The following is an 18,422-nucleotide window of genomic DNA, read 5'->3' on the forward strand; positions in this document are numbered from 1 at the left end:
GGCTTTTTGTTTAGAGCGTGGAACGTACGCGCCAGAGCTCGGGAAAGAGCACGGTGTCGAGCATCTTGCGCAAATACCCCACGCCTTCCGTGCCGCCCGTGCCGGGCTGGAAGCCGATGATCCGCTCTACGGTGGTGACATGGCGGAAGCGCCACTGGCGGAACGAATCTTCCAGGTCGATAAACTTTTCGGCCAACTGATACAAATCCCAATAGCGACTCGGGTCGCGATACACCTCACGCCAGGCCGCCTCCACGGACTCATCGTGCACCGTGGCCGCGGTCGGATCGCGTTCGGCGCGCCGGGGATCAATCGCCAGACCGGTCCTGGCCATCAGGTTGACCGCCTCGTCATACAGCGACGGCGTGGCAATCGCCACCTGCAGTTCCTGCAACAGTTGCGGGCGGTGGGCATGGGGCCGCAACAGCGCCGGGCTTTTGTTACCCAGGATAAATTCGATCTCGCGGTACTGGAACGATTGAAATCCCGAGGACTGCCCCAGGAACGGGCGGATCGCCTTGTACTCGGACGGCGTCATGGTCGCCAGCACCGCCCAGGCATGCACCAGTTGGTCGAAGATCCGCGACACCCGCGCCAGCATCTTGAACGCCGGCGGCAACTCGCCCAGGCGCACGTGCTCGCGGGCGGCCTTGAGTTCGTGGAGCATCAGTTTCATCCACAGCTCAGAGGTCTGGTGCTGGATGATGAAGAGCATTTCGTTGTGGTCCGGCGAAAGCGGGTGCTGGGCGCTGAGGACTTTGCCCAGGTCCAGGTAGTCGCCGTAACTCATGGCCTCGGAGAAATTCAGTTCGGCGTTATGCCATTCTTCCTGGGGTTGGGAATCGGCAGGCTTATAGTCTGGAGAAAAGGGACACTGGCTCATCGCGTGGGCTCCTTGAGCGGACGGAGAATGGCGCGTACAGGGCTGGCGTCGAGGTTGGCAAACCGCAGCGGCAGCGCGATCAGTTCATAGTCGCCCTCCGGTACGTCATCGAGCACGATGCCTTCGAGAATGGCCATGCCATGGCGGGCCACGGCGTTGTGGGACTCCATGGTCTTGGATTGTTGCGGGTCCAGGGACGGGGTATCGATACCAATCAAGCGCACGCCCAGGCCGGCCAGCAGTTCAATGGTTTGCGGGGCGATGGCGGTGAAGTCCGGATCCCACTGCGTCAGCGGCGCTTGTGGATAAGTGCGCAGCAACACCCGCTCCGGCAGGTTATCCACACGCCCCTGCAACTGATGCGGCTGCACCAGCGCGCCACTGCCCAGGCAATGCAGCACGCGGCACGGGCCCATGTACACATCCAACGACACCGCGCCGATCGGCGCGCCGTCGGCGCTGTAATGCAGCGGCGCATCTACATGGGCGCCGGTATGCGGTGACAAGGTAACGCGTCCCACGTTCACCGGGCACTCCGGGCCGAACTGCCACACGCGCTCCTCCTGGAACGGCGTATCCCCCGGCCAGGTCGGGGTCGCCGTACTCAAGGGCGGGCTGATATCCCACCACGGTTTTATAGGGTTCATCTCAAGGCTCTTGGCGGTTACTGGGGTGAATGATACGAGGGCCTGCTGCGAATTTTCTTGCGAATTCCGGCGCCGGGCGCGAATTCTTTCGCACTTACTGCGAGGAATGGGCGGATTAGTGCACACATCTTTCGTTTCCATACGGTGCAACAGATGGCTGCGCTTCTGGGCATCCCGATGTCGAGCTCAGACCACTGACACAACGCCGCAGGCCTTAGGGTGGATCTTTCCATTCCCTGCCTCGGAGGCATCATGTCCACGCCCATCACCGTACTGCGCGACACCCATCCCCTGCCGGTCCTGGATGCCTGCAAATGGGAAAAACTCGAGGGCGACCCTCACACCGTCAACCTCAACGCCTACACCAGCGAAGACGGCAGCAAGATCATGGGCACCTGGATCTGCACCCCGGGCAAGTGGTACGTGGACTATGTGAAATGGGAGTACTGCCACTTCCAGGAAGGCTACTGCATCATCACCCCCGAAGGGATGGCGCCGATCCACCTGCGGGCTGGAGATATCTTTGTGGTGGAGCCAGGGATGAAGGGGACGTGGGAAGTGGTCGAGACTGTGCGTAAGTATTTTGTGTTTGCTTGAAGCCTTGGCTGAACCGGCTAGCTGTGGCGAGCGGGCTTGCCCCGCTCACCAGAACCCTTATTTGGGCTTGCGATAGCTGTTGATGATCGCCGAGAAATCTTTGCCGCCTTCCCCCCGCTGACTCATCGATTGATACAACTGCTGGGCCACCGCGCCCAGAATCACCGGCTGCTTCGCCTGGCGAGCCGCTTCGGTGGCCAGGCCCAGATCCTTGAGCATCAGGTCGGCGCCGAAACCACCGGTATAGCCACGCGACGACGGCGCGGTTTCGATCACCCCCGGCCATGGGTTGTAGGTGTCGGAACTCCAGCAACGCCCGGTGGAGCTGTTGATAATGCCAGCCAGCACTTGGGTGTCGATCCCCAGCGCATCGCCCAGGGCCATGGCTTCGCTGACGCCAACCATGCTGATGCCCAGCAGCAAGTTGTTGCAGATCTTGGCGATTTGCCCGGTACCGACATCACCGCAGTGCACGATGTTGCGACCCATCTGTGCCAGCACCGGTTGCAGGGTGGCGAACAGTTGCGCGGTAGCGCCGACCATAAAGGTCAGGGTCCCGGCTTGCGCACCACCGGTGCCGCCGGACACCGGCGCGTCTGCCATCACCACGCCGTGCCGGGCTGCCGCCGCGGCCACATCGCGGGCGGTCTGCGGGTCGATGGTGCTGCAATCCACCGCGGGCACGCCTTTACCAATGCCAGCCAGCACGCCGTCTTCATTGAGCCATACGCTGCGCACATGGGCGGCGGCGGGCAGCATGGTAATCACCAGTTCAGCGCCGTGGGCCGCATCGCGCGGTGAGTCGCTGATGCTGCCGCCGAGTTCGGCCAGTTCCTTGAGCACCGTCTGGTTCAGGTCAAACAGGTTCAGCGCGTGGCCAGCCTTAATCAGGTTGCGGGCCATGGGCGCACCCATGTTGCCCAGGCCGATAAATGCAATCTTCATGGTCGTCTCCCGGAATCAGCGCAGGTTGATGGTGGTGTTGACGCCATCGTTGACCGTGTCGTCATCGAACCAGCGGCTGGTGACGGTTTTGGTCTGGGTGTAGAACTGCACCACTTGCTTGCCGTAAGGGCCCAGGTCGCCGAGCTTGGACCCGCGGGAACCGGTGAAGCTGAAGAACGGGACCGGCACCGGAATCGGGATGTTGATCCCGACCTGGCCCACATCGATCTCGCTCTGGAACTTGCGCGCCGCCGCCCCGCTCTGGGTGAACAGGCCGGTGCCGTTGCCGAATGGGTTGGCGTTGACCAGCGCGATGGCCTCATCGAGGGTGTCGACTTCCAGCACCACCAGCACCGGGCCGAAGATTTCCTGGGTATAGATCTGCATGTCAGTGGTCACGCCGGAGAACAGGGTCGGGCCGACGAAGTTACCTTGCTCGAAGCCCGGCACCTTGATGTCGCGGCCGTCCAGTTCCAGTTTGGCGCCTTCTTTCACGCCGCTTTCGATCAGCTCCAGGATGCGGGCCTTGGCGCGCTTGGAGATGACCGGGCCGACGTCGGTACCGGCCTCGCTGCCGGCATTGACCTTGAGTTTCAGCGCCAGCGCCTTGAGGTCCGGCAGCCATTGTTTGGCCGCACCCACCAGCACCACCACCGAGGTGGCCATGCACCGCTGGCCCGCCGCGCCGAAACCGGCGCCGACCAGGGCATTGAGGGTGTGTTCGCGGTTGGCATCGGGCAGCACCACCGCGTGGTTCTTGGCGCCCATCATCGACTGCACGCGCTTGCCGTGTTTGCCGGCCAGGTCGTAGACGTGCGTGCCGACCGCCGTCGAGCCGACGAAAGACACGGCCTTGATGTCTTTGTGGGTGCAGAGGGCATCCACCACATCCTTGCCGCCGTGCACCACGTTGAGCACACCGGCCGGGACGCCGGCTTCCAGCGCCAACTCCACCAGCAACATCGTCGACAACGGATCCTGCTCGGATGGCTTGAGAACAAACGTGTTCCCGCAGGCAATGGCCATCGGGAACATCCACAGCGGGATCATCGCCGGGAAGTTGAACGGGGTAATCCCGGCGCACACGCCGATGGGCTGGCGCAGGGTGTAGGTGTCAACGCCACCGGCAACGTTTTCGGCGAACTCGCCCATTTGCAGGGTGCCGATGGAGCAGGCGTGCTCCACCACTTCCAGGCCACGGAAAATATCGCCCTCGGCATCGGCGATGGTCTTGCCCTGCTCGGCGCTGAGGACCACGGCGATGCGTTTGGAATGCTCACGGATCAAGGCCTGCAGCTTGAGCATGATGCGCATGCGTGCACCAATCGGCGTCAGCTTCCAGGTCTGGAAGGCGCGATGAGCAGCGTCGATGGCGGCGTTGACTTCATCAGCCGTGGCGAACGGGACTTTGGCCAATACTTGCTGGGTGGCCGGGTTGACGATGTCTTGCCAGTGTGTGGTCTTGGACTCGACCCACTCGCCGTTGATCAGCAATTTGACCGGTTGCACGGAAATTTCGGCAGATGCGTTCATGTGGTCTCCAACTCTTATATTTATCTAGAGACAAGGCGCGTGAATCGCCTTGAAGAATGAGGCGTTCGGACTGTTTTTGGAGTATAGATGTGCAAATCTCTAATAAGAACGCACATAAAAGCCGGTCCAATATGCAAAAAAACATCACGTCACTGGGCTCCCTGAACTGGGATGACCTGAAGTTTTTCCTCGAGGTGGCCCGCACCCGCAAGGCCAGCGTCGCCGCCAAGCGCCTGGCGGTGGACTACACCACCGTGTCGCGGCGCATCAGCTCACTGGAAGTGTCGCTCGGCACGTTGCTGTTCGAAAAATCCCGGACCAACGGCTTTGTGCTCACCCCGGAAGGCCAGCGTCTGCTGGGCTACGCCGAGTCCATCGAAAGCACCCTGCACATGGCCTGCGAACAAGTCTCCGGCTCCGGTGTGGCGCTGTCCGGGCACGTGCGCATGGGCTGCACCGAAGGCTTCGGCAGCTTCTTTGTCACCCCGCAACTGAGTCACTTCGTCGACACCTACCCGGCCATCTCGGTGGATATCCTGCCCCTGCCCCACTTCATCAGCCTGTCCAAGCGCGAGGCCGACATCGTCATCGCTCTGGAACGTCCGGAACACGGCCCCTACGTGTGCTGCAAACTGTGCGACTACAAACTGCAGCTATACGCCACCCAGGACTACCTCGACCAACACCCGCCGATCCGCAAACCGGCGGATTTGGCCGAGCATCCGTTTATCAGTTATGTCGATGACCTGGCGTTCAGCTCGGAGCTGCTGTACCTGGCCAATGTAGTGCCCGGCGCCAGCGCGAGTTTGCGCAGTACCAGCGTGATTGCGCAGTACGTGGCGGCGCAGCAAGGCCGGTCGATGGCGATACTGCCGTGCTTTTTGGCGGCGCAGGACCCGCGCTTGCTGCCGGTGCTGGGGGAGCAGATCGCGCTTACGCGGCAGTTTTGGATGTATTGCCGGGAGGACTTGAGGAAGTTGAAGCGCATTACGTTGCTGTGGGATTACATCAGGGAAGTGACGGAGCAGAACCAGGGGTTATTGATGGGGGAGACGCGGGAGATGAGGTTCGCGGATTAAAGGGCCATCAACGATGACGCTTGACGCTGGCGCCGAGCGCTTCAACAAACACACCGCGCAATAAACGTGGAAGCGGGCTTGCCCGGCTCCCACAGGTGGAGTGCGTTTGAGCGTTGGAAAGGCGCGCCCGCTCAGTCTGCGATCACCACAATCGACACCCGCCGATTTTCCGTACGCCCCGCCGCCGTGTCGTTGGACGCCACCGGCTGGCTGCTGCCAAGGCCGCGCAGTTGGATGTTCTCTTCTTTCATACCAACCCCTGTCAACACCGTGGCCACGCTCTTGGCGCGGCGCTGGGACAGTTGTTCGTTGTAGGTTTCTTTGCCGGAGGTGTCGGTGTGGCCGTCGATGCGCACGCGTTCGATGCCCACGCCCAGCAGAGCTTTCCCAATGCGTTGGACGATGTCGGTGCTGGGTTGGTTGAGGGCTTCGACGTCGCTGCCAAACAGCACTTTGCCCGACAACCCGAATGCCCAGCCTTCGTCGGTGAGTTCAAAGCCTTGTTGTTTGAGAACCGCCACCTGCGCCGCGGTCAGGCCGTTGGGGGGCGGTGTATGGCAGCCGCCGAGGGCCAGCAGTGCCACCAATAACGTGAAAAACATAACGCGTGCGGTCGAAAACAAGGGATCAACTCCTGTGTTGAAGATTGACAGCAGAGTGCTCCGACTCTGCCGTTTGCTGGCCGCGCTGGGAAACCCGTTTGGCCTGGTACATCGCCGCGTCAGCGGCATTGAGTAAGGTGCTGGGGGTGGCACCATGATCGGGATAGATGGCAATGCCGATGCTGAGTGAGGTCAGTACCTGGGTGTTGCCGGGCACGGTGATCGGCAAGTCCATGCTGGCGATGATTTTGTCGGCAATGCGCTGCGCGTCTTCGACCGTGTATAACGGCGCCAGCAGGATGGCGAACTCGTCACCGCCCAGGCGCGCTACCAAGTCGTCGTCACGCAGTTGCGCGCGCACACGGTCGGCAACGGCCACCAACACCGCATCGCCGGCGGCGTGGCCGAAGTTGTCGTTGATGTCCTTGAAGCGGTCGCTGTCGAGGAACAGCACCGCCACTTTCTCATCGACCTTGGCCGCGCTGCGTAGCGCACGGATCAACCGGCCCTCGAAGAACGCACGGTTGGGCAGGCCGGTGAGGCTGTCGTGGTTGGCTTGGTGGGCCAGGGTCTCGTTTTCGCTTTGCAGGCGGTTTTGCCAGGCTTCCATTTCGCCAAGCAAGGCATTGAAGTCGCTGCCCAGGCTGTCGAGTTCGGCGATGCGTGCCGGTGGCACGCGGCGGTCGAAATCGCGTTCGCTGCGGGCGGCGTGGGCCACGGCGGCAAGGCTTTGCAGCGGCTCAGTGATGCCGCGTAACAGACGGCGCGCCAGGTGCAGAGCCACCCAGGCGCTGACGGCGGTGCAGACCAGGATGCCCGCCAGGCCGCTGAGCAAAAAGCGCAATAAGCTGCCACCGTGCCCGGTCAAATGGATACTGCCGATGGTGCGGCCCTGGTGCAGGATCGGCTGGTTGATGGGCTGCTCCAGCAGAGTATGTGCGAGTGCCAGTTCCACCCTTGAGAGCATGTCGTTTTCCGGGCGCTCCCAGTTCGCCAGCAACTGGCCAGTGGCATTGAACACTTGGGCTTCGGCCACCTCTTCGGTGGAGGCAATCAGGCTCAACGCTTCGGTGGCCGCCGCGCGGTCGTTGAACACCACCGCCGCTTCCACCGTGTAGTTGATGGAACGCGCAATCAGGTGCAGGTTGTGTTCGGCGTAGACCCGCAGCGCCAGAACGCCCAGCAGGGTCAGCGAGACACTGGCCAGCGTCACCGCCAACAACGCCAGGATCAGGTGTCCGCGACCGATGACGGAGCGCAGGGTCGGTCGTACCGTGACCGCTGTCATGAATCAGGCGCTCGACGGCGGGATAATTGCAGCACGCTCGGGTGAATCCGCACGCCGCTGCGCGCCACCGAGTCGAGGTTGACCTCGAACGACACTTGCTCATCGCTTACCCGCAGACAGAACAGACTGCCCACCGTGCACTGGTCGCCGCCTTCGCTGATGCTGAGCACCGGGTGGCCGATCAACGAGGTGAACAACCGAGTGCGTTCGTCAGCACTGAGTTTGCCGATGTACACGGCGTCGCAGGCGTTGACGACATCGGAATGGTCGGCCAACAGGCGCCGCACGACCACCGGACGGCCGGTGGCCTGGGTGGTGCCTTTGATCAGGTCGTCGGTGTATTGGGTCGGGCCGACGATGCACAGGCGCAGTTGCGCAGGTTCCACCGGCCAGCGGGCATAACTGAGGATGCCGAGTACCACTTGGGTGACCGCCTGGGCGCGCTGATCCGCAGGGCCGGGTACCTCGGCAAATACACGGGGCGCCAGCAGGCAGAGAACCGCCACCAGCAGCATCCGTCTCCAGCTCAAACTACGCTCGGTGGGCGAGACAGCCACGTTCATGCAGCGATTCTCTTCGATCTAAATGATGCCGCAACGATAGCACACGGCACGAAAGCCCCGTGAGGCGCCGCCTCGAAGTGACCTGCTATTTTTTCAGAAACCCCTGACAACTCAATCAGAAATATTAAATGATCGCTTAGTCAGCTTTTTCTGGCTCATGGCCCAGTTCCAGCATCAGTCCGCTCAAGCGCTTGACCTTGCGCCGCACCGCCTCCTCGAACACGCCACCGCGGGGTTCGATCAGGCTGAACCAGCGCTTGGCGCGGGTGATGCCGGTGTAGATCAGCTCTTTGGTCAGCACCGGGTTCAAAGCGTCCGGCAGGATCAGCGCCGTGTGGGTGAACTCCGAGCCCTGGGACTTGTGCACGGTCATGGCGTACACGGTTTCCACGTCGTTGAGACGGCTTGGCAGCACAAATCGTACGCCGCCCTGCCCGTCGTTACGTGGGAAAGCCACACGCAGGACCCCAGGGCCACCATCGCTTTCGGGCAATTTGAGGGCGATGCCGATATCACCGTTCATCAGGCCCAGGCCGTAATCATTGCGCGTCATCAGCACCGGACGACCTTCATACCATTGCTCATCGCCCTCGATCAGCCGCACTTTGCGTAACGCTGCGGTGATACGCAGGTTCAGCCCCTCAACACCCCACGGACCTTTACGCACGGCGCAGAGCAGTTGGAAGGCGTCGAAGGCTTGCAGCAGCTGTTGCGCCCAGTGGGTCCAGGCCACGTCGTCACGCGGTGTGTTAAAGGCCGGACGCGCGCTGTGCAGCAGGTCGAGGTAGTAGCGATAGCCCTGGGCGCCTTCACCCTGCCCGTCCAAGACCAGCCGTTCAAGGGCGTGGTCGTGCTCACCCTTGAGGCTGACGCAGAACAAATCGCCATGACTGCGCGCTGCCAGCAGTTTGCGAGCCTCTTCGGCATTCTGCTGGTTGACCCACCGCGCCAGTTGACCAATACCGCTGCCTTCGCCGAAACGACGCGAGTAACGCAACATCACCACTTGCTGGGCCAGGGGATGGCTGCCGTCGAGGTCCTCCAGCAGGCCGCTGGTGCTGAGGTCTTCACCGCTGACGGCTTGCAGCCATTGGCGGGTGTCGGCGCTGTACCAGCCGGCTTCGGCGTCGCGGCATAGATCGCCGAGCACGGCGCCCGCCTCGACCGAGGCAAGCTGGTCCTTGTCCCCCAGCAACACCAGGCGCGCATGGGGCGGCAACGCATCCAGCAGGCTGGCCATCATCTCCAGGTCGATCATCGAGGCTTCGTCCACCACCAGCACATCCAACGGCAGCGGGTTGCCCAGGTGATGACGGAAGTGCCGGGTGCCCGGCCGACTGCCCAGCAAGCGGTGAACCGTGGTGACCTGGGTCGGGATCTTTTCCTTCACGCTTTGCGGCACATTCAGCGACAGCACTTGCTGGCTGATGGACTCGGTCAAGCGTGCGGCGGCTTTACCGGTAGGAGCTGCCAGGCGAATGCGCAACGGGTTGCCGTTTTCCACCGCCGGCGCCTGCAACAGTGCGAGCAGCCGCACCACGGTGGTGGTCTTGCCGGTGCCGGGGCCGCCGGTGACGATACTGAAAGCGCCTCGGGTGGCCAGGGCACACGCGAGCTTTTGCCAGTCGATCACGCCGTCGGGCGCCGGTTGGTCAAACAGACCGTTCAAGCGCTGGGGCAAGTCGAAGGCGACGGTTTCCTGGGTCGCCAGGCGCAGGCGCAGCGCCGTGTCGATGCGCCGCTCGTAGGTCCAGTAACGGCGCAGGTACAGGCGTTTGCCGGATAACACCAAGGGCCGGCTGCGCGCAGACTCGCTGCCATCCACCGCCAGGGCGACCAGTGGACTGGCGGCCAGGGCATGGCACCAGTGGGCGCCGTCGAGACCAGCCAGCAATTGTGATGGCAGCAGCATTGCGCCGGGTTGCAGATCGCCCTCCGGGGGTAACGACAGGGCAAAGTCCGGCGCCTTGAGGGTTTCGAACAGGTCCAGGCACACATGCCCGTGGCCCAGTTGGTGGCTGGTCAAGGCCGCGGCCAGCAGCACCAATGGGTCGGCGTGCGGGTCAAGTTCGTGCAGGAAGCCGACGAAGGCTTTGTCCAGCGCGCGCAACCAACCGCGATCAACCCAACGCTCGAGCAACTGCACCAGGTCAGCGGCGCGGCTAAGAGGCTCCAGCGCCTCAAGTGGTAACGGCGACAGGCTCATAACAACACTCCTTGTTCCCACGCGGGCTCAACCTTGGAAGGAATGGGCTTACCCTGAAACAGCAGATCCAGGCTTTCGATCAACTCACGAGGCGGCCGGGTGAAATATGCGCCTTGGCTGACGGCCTGGGTACCGCGCAGGAACACGTACAACGCGCCGCCCACATGGCGCTCGTAGTCGTAGTCCGGCAGGCGTGCCTTCAGTTGGCGGTGCAGGGCGAGCAGGTAAAGCACGTATTGCAGGTCATACCGATGCTCGAGGATCGACTGCTCCATGGCTTCCTGGGTGTAGGCCGAATCGTCAGGGCCGAGCCAGTTGGATTTGTAATCGGCCACGTAGTAACGGCCGTCGTGCTCGAAGGTCAGGTCGATAAACCCTTTGAACATGCCATTGAGCAGCACCGGCTCGGCGGCCACTCGGGAGACGCCATTGTGGGTGTGCTGACACACCAGCTTGTCGAGGGTGAGCACGTCGACCCTGTGGCTGGCGAACCAGAACTCCATTTCAACTTGATACTTGTGCAGGCTGCTGAGGCTTACCTGACTGTTACCTACCGACAAAGGCGTTTGCAGCAAGTGCCCCAGCCAATCACTGAGGGTGATGATCCAACCCTCCCAGTTACGGCGATTACAGCGGGCGCCTACGGCATGTTCGATCGCGTCCGGCGTCACGTTGAAACCCTCCTCGCCGGCCCACTCCAGCAAACCGTGAAGGAAGGTCCCAGGGTTGGGCCCGCGTGGGAAACGGTGAATGTCACCGCCGGACGCTGCCACTTCGCGCGGTGCATCTGGGTCCAGGCGTTCGTCATCGAACAGCTTTTGTGCTTGGGGGCTTTCGGGGGCTTCGAGTTGGGCCACGCTCATGCTGTCACCAATACGCAACGCGCTGTAGGACGCGATCCACCAGTTCTCGGCGGCCTTGCGCTTGGGCAGCAACGGCGCGAGCAAGGCAGCCTGGTTGCGCGGCGGGTGGAACAGGATGTCCTGCGCTTCAGGCACGTGGCCATAGCCGATAGCTGCGCAGCCATCCTGAAGATCCAGCAACCAGCGCGCCAGACCGGCGGATTCCGCCAACGACGCACCGGCGCCCAGCAGATAACCCAGGGCTGACAGGTGCAACACCGAACTGTTGCTGTTACCGCGCTTGAGGTCGACCACGCCGAGCCAGCAGGCATGTTTGGCGCGCGTCAGGGCCACGTAGAACAGACGCAGGTCTTCGGCCAGGCGTTCGTCATCGGCCTGGGCAATCAGCTCGGCGGTCGGACGCAGGCTCACCTGGGATTTACCGTTTTGGTCATGGTAGTGCAGTGGCAATCGGCTGCCGTCCACCGGTTTGGCCGAGCAAATGAACGGCAGGAAGACCAACTCGTACTCCAGCCCCTTGGATTTGTGGATGGTCACGACCTTGACCAATTGCTCATCACTTTCCAGGCGCAGGATCTGCTCTTCGCCGGCCTGACCCGACAACGCCAGGTGTTCAGCCAGATGGCGTATCAGCGCCTGCTCACCGTCCAACTCGGACGCCGCCTGTTGCAGCAGTTCACTGAGGTGCAACAAGTTGGTCAACACGCGCTCGCCATCGCTGCGGGCGATCAGGGTTTGTGGCAGTTTGAAATCGTGGAGCAGACGACGCAGCATCGGCAGCACGCCTTGGCTACGCCAAATCGCGCGGTAGCCACGGAACTGCATCACGCGGGTTTCCCACGCCAGTTCGTCCTGGTTCAGACGCTCCAGTTCCGCCAGGGACAGGTTCAGCGTGACGCAGGCCAGAGCGGCACGCAGCGGGCGCTCGACGTCGGGCTCGGCGCAGGCTTTGAGCCAGGCCAGCAGATCGTGGGCTTCCTGGGCGGCGAAGACTGAATCTTTATCCGACAGGTACACGCTGCGCACGCCACGGGCGGCCAATTCGGCGCGTACGGCCTGGGCCTCCTTGCCATCGCGCACAAGGATGGCGATGTCAGACGGCAGTACACCGCTGAAACTGTCATCCGGCTGTAGGAAACCGGCCGTGCCTTGCTGCCCGCCGTTGAGCAATTGGACAATTTGCGTCGCGCACGCGGCGGCCAGTTGCTGACGGTAAACCGCGTTGGAAACAGGCTGATCGGTGGGCAAGTGCCAGAGGTTCATCGCCGGCAACGCTTGGCCATCGACCTGCAGTTTTTCCTTGCGGCCTTGGGATAACACCGGCTGAAACGGCACCGGGTTATTGCCATTTTGTTCACGGAACAAAAACGCGCCTCGGCCCGTTTCTGCACGCTGAAATACATGGTTGACCGCCTCGACCATGGCATGGCTGGAGCGGAAGTTGGTACCCAGCGTGTGGTGACGCCCGGTAGTGGACTGACGCGCGCGCAAATAGGTGTAGATATCGGCGCCACGGAAGGCGTAGATCGCCTGCTTGGGGTCACCGATCAGGAACAGGCCGCTGTCGAGGTGGTTCTCTTCGATGCGGTAGATGCTGTCGAAGATGCTGTATTGCACCGGGTCGGTGTCCTGAAATTCGTCGATCAGGGCGACGGGGAATTGCTCGCGGATCACGCTGGCCAGGCGCTCGCCGCCGTCGGCCTGCAGCGCGGCGTTGAGGCGGATCAACATATCGTCGAAGCCCATTTCGGCACGCCGGCGTTTTTCTTCTTCAAAGCGTTTACCGACCCACGCGGCGGCATGTTGCAGCACGGCGGCATCGGGGGTGGGCAAAGCGTCGAGGCTGGCCTTGAGACCGGCCATGGCGTCGATCGCGGGGTGCTGCGGTGGCTCGCCCTTCCAGGCTTCAGCCATGCCATCGGGTGTCAGGCGGGTGAACCCGGTGCCGATGTCCAGTTGTTCGAGGGTTTCGTCCGCGGCCCAAGCGCTGATCTTTTCGAACCAGGGTTCGAAGTAACGGGCCTGCATCTTGCGACCGTCGACCGCTTTGGCGGCCACCGCTTGCAGGCAGATATCGCGCAATTGGGCGGCCCACTGTTGCCAGGGCGCTTTGATGCTTTTCAGGGCTTCGCGACGCTCGTGCAGGCAGGCGCTGATGAGCTCGGCTGGCTCGCGGGTTTCGTCGCTGGGACGTTCGCTGCCGAACAGTGCGCGTACCCGTGGCATTAACGCGGCGGGGCCACCCCAGTTGCTGCGCACCCAGTTGAGTGCGTCGTCGTGCATCGGGTAGCAAAACAACCGCCAGTAATCGCGTAGTACTTCGCCCAGCAGGTCGCTGTGATCGGTTTCCAGGGTCTGGGTGAACAGGCTGCCGCTGTCGAACGCATGTTCGCGCAGCATGCGCTGACACCAACTGTGGATGGTCGAGACGGCGGCCTCGTCCATCCACTGGGCCGCAATGTCCAGACGGTTGGCGCACGCGGGCCATTGTTCAGGAAGGTATTGCTCGCGCAGGTCCGCGATGAGGGCGTCCGGTGGGTCGATTTCGTCGCGAAAGAAGCGTGCGGCTTCGGCCAGACGAATGCGGATACGTTCGCGCAGTTCTTTGGTGGCCGCGTCAGTGAAGGTCACCACCAGGATTTGCGGCGGCAGCAATTCTCGGCCAAAGCCTGCATCGTCGCCGCCATGGCCGAGCACGAGGCGCAGGTACAGGGCGGAAATGGTAAATGTCTTGCCGGTGCCGGCACTGGCTTCAATCAGCTGGCTGCCTTTTAACGGGAAGGCCAGGGCCAAGGGTTTGCTGCTCATGCGCCGGCCTCCTCGCCTGTGAGTGAACGCCATGGGGCATCGATCAGCGGGCGATAAAGAGTTTCGCACCAACCTTCGAATTCTTCACTGGCAATCAACGCGGCGTAATCGGGGAATTGTCGAGTGAGTGCCGGGCTTTCGCGGCGTTCACCGTCGGTGGTCTGGCCGTCGCCTTCATAGGCTTTGCTGGCCGCGGCCTGGGCTTTGGCCGGGTCGGTTTGACTCAGCCAGGCAAGCGCGGTTTTGACGGCCACCGGAAGTGGCTTTTGCATGCCGTGGCGCCAGGCCAGCAGCAGGTCGCCAAGGATTCGCTCAGCGGACGCTTTCTCCAAGGGAGCCAACAACAAGGTGTCGTCGCTGGCGACCAAACCGGTGCTCAACGGCAGGCCGCAGGCGCAGGCGACCACATGATTGACCCATGGGCGGATCAAGCGATGCCACTTGCGCGTCTTGATCGAGCCGATACTGTTGGGGATGGTGGTGACGCTGAGCAAACCACCGTCACCCCGCCGATGCAGGCCACTGATCCAGCCGTCCAGCGCGATGCCTTGATACTCAAAACTGACCGGTTCGGCAGCGGTGTGCGGGATCGGCCAGAGCGCTAGCACGTGTTGGTAGCGTTGCAGCAGATCGGGCAACGGCTCGATCAATTCGTTGCGCAGGCACTCGCCGAAGCCGACCATGGGCAACAGGCCACTGCCTTGCAAACGCAACGCCTGGGCGTTGAGGGCTTGGTCGAGATGATCGGGCTGTGACAGTGCGGCGTTCAGCAAGCTGTCGCTCAGGCTGTAGCGTTGCAACGCATCGAGAACGAAGGGTTCTTCATCGGCCAACGGCGCCTCAGCGGCTTCGAAGAATACTTTCAGACGCTGGCTGAAGAAGTGTTTGACCGGGTTGCGCAGGAAATCTTGTAACTGACCGAGGCTGAGCGGATCTTCCTGCTGGTGTTGGGCCAGTTCGTCTTCTGCCATCACGGCCTGTGGCGCCTCGTGAAGCATCTGCCACTCGCGGGCATAGCTGAAGAGTGGGTCACCTTCGTGGAAATAGCGGGCGCTGAACGGCTGGAGCGGGTGTTCCTGGGTCATTGCGTTGAGTAAAGCGGTCGCTTCAGCGTGATGCCAGCCGCTTGCGATATGGTCGCGAAGTTGGCCAACCAGCACCGATGCCGGGCGCTCGCTGTTATCCCGAATGCTGCGGCCCACCCAGCTGATGTACAGCTGCTCGCGGGCGGACAACAGTGCCTCGAGCAGCAGGTAGCGGTCGTCCTCACGGCGTGACCGATCGCCCGGGCGGTAGTCGCTGCCCATCAGGTCGAAATCCAACGGCGGCTGGGCGCGGGGATAGTCGCCATCGTTCATACCAAGCAGGCAAACAAGCTTGAAGGGGATCGCGCGCATGGGCATCAATGTACAAAAATTGACAGCACCTGCGAGGAAGCGCTGGGAGAGTCGACCCTGATCCAGTCCGGCGAGCCAGGCTTCTCGGACTACGGTGAGGGGTAACTCGTCCTGCAGGCCAACGGACTCGCAGGTTTCCAGCCAGGTCTCCCTGAGTTGTTCGAGCTGACCCAAGAGGAAGTCGTCGTGTTCGCTGCTTGGGAGGAAGAACAGTTGCATCAGACGTTGCAGGCGCTCGCTCCATTGTTGAGGAGCAGCGGGTTGTGACAAGGCGTTATGCGCATCGTTGAGTGCGTCGAGCAACGCGACCAGCGGGCCGATCAGTGCCGCGTCGAGGCCGCCGATTTCGTCGTAGGGTTCGATTCCTTCACAGGCGGCACCGCTGCCAACGGCGTAACCGAGCAACATGCGGCGCAGGCCGAATCGCCAGCTGTTTTGCTCAAGGTCACCCGGCAGACCGAGCCCCGCGCGCTGCTCGGCATTGAGGCCCCAACGGATGCCGGCACCTTCGATCCAGAGGTGCAGCGTAGGCAGGTCGCGCTCTTTGATGGCGAAACGTTCGCGCAAAGCGGGGACGTCGAGCAGGTCGAGAATTTCGCTGACGGGGAAGCGGCTGTCGGGAAGTTTGAGCAGATGCTCGACGGCAATCAGCAGAGGATCGCGGCCGCGTTGGCCTTGGTCGGTGAGGGTGAAGGGGATAAAACGCGGGTCGCTTCTTTCCAACTGGCCAAATACGGCGCGAATGTGCGGCGCGTAGCTGTCGACATCGGGGACCATGACGATGACGTCCCGAGGACGCAATGTTGGGTCGGCACTGAAGCGATGGAGCAATTGGTCGTGGAGAATTTCCACTTCGCGTTGGGCGCTGTGGGCGATATGGAAACGGATTGATGTATCACGCGACAGATCGACAGCGGGCCATAATTCGCGCGTTTCATTGAGCGGGCGTAACTCAAGGATGTCGTCCTGAAGCTGGTTGAGCAGTGTGGTGGGTTCGCTGTCGCTGAACAGGTCGATGCGCCCGTCGCGAAAGGCGGCACGATAGCTGTCGGGATCGTCATAGCTGTCGAGCAGGCTGATGTAGTCTCGACCCTGTTTGCCCCATGCGGCCAGCAATGGATGGGCGTGCTGGTGCAGGGCTTGTGGGTCGATAGTGACCGGCATGCCGGCCTTGCGTGCCTGGCGTTTGTACTCGTTACGCAGCAGGTCCTTGTCGGCAACGATGTCGGACCAATGGTGGCGACAAGGGTTGTGCACGCACAGCAGGACCTGACTGAAACGGGCTAAGCCGGCAAGGGCTTCGAGCGCTTGCGCAGGCAGGGAAGAAATCCCGAAAACGATCACTCGCGAAGGCAATCCCTTGGGCGCCTCCTCAAGCCTATTGATACGTTCGATGAAGCGTTGATGAACGCCGGCACGACTTTCGGCCATGCCCTCTTCCCCTACATCCAGCAGCAGTGCTCGCCATAATTGGGCTTGCCAGCAGTTGGCGGCGTCCAGAGGCTTGGCGTCACCCCGGCCGTTACGCAATTGGTGGCGGCCGGCGGCCCAGTCTTCCAGCCAGTCGGCGCGGTAGACCTGATATTGGTCGAACAGATCTGCCAGGCGCTCGGCCAGTTGATAGCGCTTGCGCAGGTCAGTGTCTTGGGTCAGGAAACGCTGCAACGGTTCGAAGTGCGGTTGATCGATGAGCTCAGGAAGCAGACGCATCAGGCGCCAGGTGAGTGGGGCCTTATCGAGCAAGGACTTCGGGGGAATTTCGTCACGGCCCAGGACCATGCGGTAAAGCTGCCACATGAAGCTGCCGGGGAGTTGCACGTCGATGGCCGCGGCGATACCGCAGCCGCCCATGTCATCCTCTTGCGGGTCTTCAGCCAGGGCTAACTTAAGCCATTGGGCGATGCCGTTGCTTTGGACCAGGGCGATTTCGTTCTCAAGGGGCGCCAGGGGGTAACGGCGCATCCAGCTCACCACCAGACTGCGCAGTTCATCCAGGCGATTGCCGTGAACCACCATGAATCCAGCACTGAGGGACGTCGCATCCGGCATAACGGCTTCCTTGGGAAAAGCAAAATCGAGGCATGGACTTTAGCACTGAAGGCGACCGTAATAACCTCTCCCCGTACTTTCCGAGCGCCCAAAACAAAACCCCTGTCTGCGTAAGCAAACAGGGGTTCTGGAATTTAATCTTGACGATGACCTACTCTCACATGGGGAAACCCCACACTACCATCGGCGATGCATCGTTTCACTACTGAGTTCGGGATGGGATCAGGTGGTTCCAATGCTCTATGGTCGTCAAGAAATTCGTGTACTGACTCGTGACCAAACGGCCTCGCTTCAGCAAATTGGGTATGTGACAGCTTTCGGTGTTTTGCGATCTACAAACTTTCGGTTCGTCTCGTCTTCACACACCGCAATCTGATGCCCTTTCAGGTTCTCAAATTGCTTGGGTGTTATATGGTCAAGCCTCACGGGCAATTAGTATTGGTTAGCTCAACGCCTCACAGCGCTTACACACCCAACCTATCAACGTCGTAGTCTTCGACGGCCCTTCAGGGAACTCAAGGTTCCAGTGAGATCTCATCTTGAGGCTAGTTTCCCGCTTAGATGCTTTCAGCGGTTATCTATTCCGAACATAGCTACCCGGCAATGCCACTGGCGTGACAACCGGAACACCAGAGGTTCGTCCACTCCGGTCCTCTCGTACTAGGAGCAGCCCCTCTCAAATCTCAAACGTCCACGGCAGATAGGGACCGAACTGTCTCACGACGTTCTAAACCCAGCTCGCGTACCACTTTAAATGGCGAACAGCCATACCCTTGGGACCGGCTTCAGCCCCAGGATGTGATGAGCCGACATCGAGGTGCCAAACACCGCCGTCGATATGAACTCTTGGGCGGTATCAGCCTGTTATCCCCGGAGTACCTTTTATCCGTTGAGCGATGGCCCTTCCATACAGAACCACCGGATCACTAAGACCTACTTTCGTACCTGCTCGACGTGTCTGT

At 61.6% G+C, this 18,422-nt stretch carries 12 protein-coding genes and 2 rRNA genes (1 of these 14 running past the window's edge); 2 read left to right on the forward strand and 12 right to left on the reverse strand.

All coding sequences use genetic code 11. The features are described 5' to 3' along the window. Nucleotides 1–10: 10 nt before the first annotated feature. Together kynA and kynB are read right to left on the reverse strand one after the other, a co-directional pair. Entirely contained in the window at nt 11–883 is an 873-nt protein-coding gene (gene kynA / locus PSH59_RS21660; protein ID WP_248083636.1) for a tryptophan 2,3-dioxygenase, read from the reverse strand. Then, the gene (kynB, locus tag PSH59_RS21665; RefSeq protein ID WP_305393635.1) at nt 880–1,530 is read right to left on the reverse strand and encodes an arylformamidase; all 651 of its coding nucleotides are present in this window, start codon (nt 1,528–1,530) and stop codon (nt 880–882) included. Before kynB ends, kynA begins: the two co-directional genes overlap by 4 nt. 252 nt (nt 1,531–1,782) lie before the next feature. Between kynB and PSH59_RS21670 the strand changes: the two genes are divergently transcribed. Continuing rightward, nucleotides 1,783–2,127, forward strand: coding sequence for a cupin domain-containing protein (locus PSH59_RS21670; protein ID WP_003176084.1), 345 nt, complete (start codon nt 1,783–1,785; stop codon nt 2,125–2,127). 57 nt (nt 2,128–2,184) lie between these two features. Here the strand turns inward: PSH59_RS21670 and mmsB are convergent, their stop codons facing one another. Both mmsB and PSH59_RS21680 read right to left on the reverse strand, forming a co-directional pair. After that, the gene (mmsB, locus tag PSH59_RS21675) at nt 2,185–3,072 is read right to left on the reverse strand and encodes a 3-hydroxyisobutyrate dehydrogenase (RefSeq protein WP_248083634.1); all 888 of its coding nucleotides are present in this window, start codon (nt 3,070–3,072) and stop codon (nt 2,185–2,187) included. Between the two features lie 15 nt (nt 3,073–3,087). After that, a complete protein-coding gene (locus PSH59_RS21680) occupies nt 3,088–4,605 on the reverse strand; it encodes a CoA-acylating methylmalonate-semialdehyde dehydrogenase (RefSeq protein ID WP_248083633.1) in 1,518 nt (505 codons plus the stop codon). 131 nt (nt 4,606–4,736) lie between these two features. On the opposite strand from PSH59_RS21680, the gene PSH59_RS21685 reads away from it, so the two are divergent. Further along, nucleotides 4,737–5,684: a LysR family transcriptional regulator gene (locus PSH59_RS21685; protein ID WP_305393636.1), complete on the forward strand. Its 948-nt coding sequence runs from the start codon at nt 4,737–4,739 to the stop codon at nt 5,682–5,684. 131 nt (nt 5,685–5,815) lie between these two features. Here the strand turns inward: PSH59_RS21685 and PSH59_RS21690 are convergent, their stop codons facing one another. The 8 genes from PSH59_RS21690 to PSH59_RS21725 form a co-directional block, all read right to left on the reverse strand. Next, nucleotides 5,816–6,307: an OmpA family protein gene (locus tag PSH59_RS21690; protein WP_248083631.1), complete on the reverse strand. Its 492-nt coding sequence runs from the start codon at nt 6,305–6,307 to the stop codon at nt 5,816–5,818. A 4-nt stretch (nt 6,308–6,311) separates the two neighbouring features. Beyond that, the gene (locus PSH59_RS21695) at nt 6,312–7,574 is read right to left on the reverse strand and encodes a diguanylate cyclase domain-containing protein (RefSeq protein WP_305393637.1); all 1,263 of its coding nucleotides are present in this window, start codon (nt 7,572–7,574) and stop codon (nt 6,312–6,314) included. Continuing rightward, nucleotides 7,571–8,137 (reverse strand): YfiR family protein, encoded by a 567-nt coding sequence (locus PSH59_RS21700; protein ID WP_305393638.1) that lies wholly within the window; start codon nt 8,135–8,137, stop codon nt 7,571–7,573. Before PSH59_RS21700 ends, PSH59_RS21695 begins: the two co-directional genes overlap by 4 nt. A 136-nt stretch (nt 8,138–8,273) precedes the next feature. Beyond that, on the reverse strand, nt 8,274–10,343 hold the full coding sequence (gene recD, locus PSH59_RS21705) for an exodeoxyribonuclease V subunit alpha (protein WP_305393639.1): 2,070 nt from the start codon (nt 10,341–10,343) through the stop codon (nt 8,274–8,276). Continuing rightward, nucleotides 10,340–14,014, reverse strand: coding sequence for an exodeoxyribonuclease V subunit beta (recB, locus tag PSH59_RS21710; RefSeq protein WP_305393640.1), 3,675 nt, complete (start codon nt 14,012–14,014; stop codon nt 10,340–10,342). The genes recD and recB overlap by 4 nt, the downstream gene beginning before the upstream one ends. Beyond that, nucleotides 14,011–17,460, reverse strand: a complete 3,450-nt coding sequence (recC, locus tag PSH59_RS21715; RefSeq protein WP_305393641.1) for an exodeoxyribonuclease V subunit gamma — start codon at nt 17,458–17,460, stop codon at nt 14,011–14,013. The genes recB and recC overlap by 4 nt, the downstream gene beginning before the upstream one ends. 138 nt (nt 17,461–17,598) lie before the next feature. Next, nucleotides 17,599–17,714, reverse strand: a 5S ribosomal RNA gene (rrf, locus tag PSH59_RS21720). A 157-nt stretch (nt 17,715–17,871) separates the two neighbouring features. Further along, nucleotides 17,872–18,422 (reverse strand): 23S ribosomal RNA (locus PSH59_RS21725); it runs 2,341 nt beyond the window's last position.

Origin of the sequence: Pseudomonas sp. FP2309, assembly GCF_030687575.1 — a bacterium.
Classification (GTDB): Bacteria; Pseudomonadota; Gammaproteobacteria; order Pseudomonadales; family Pseudomonadaceae; genus Aquipseudomonas.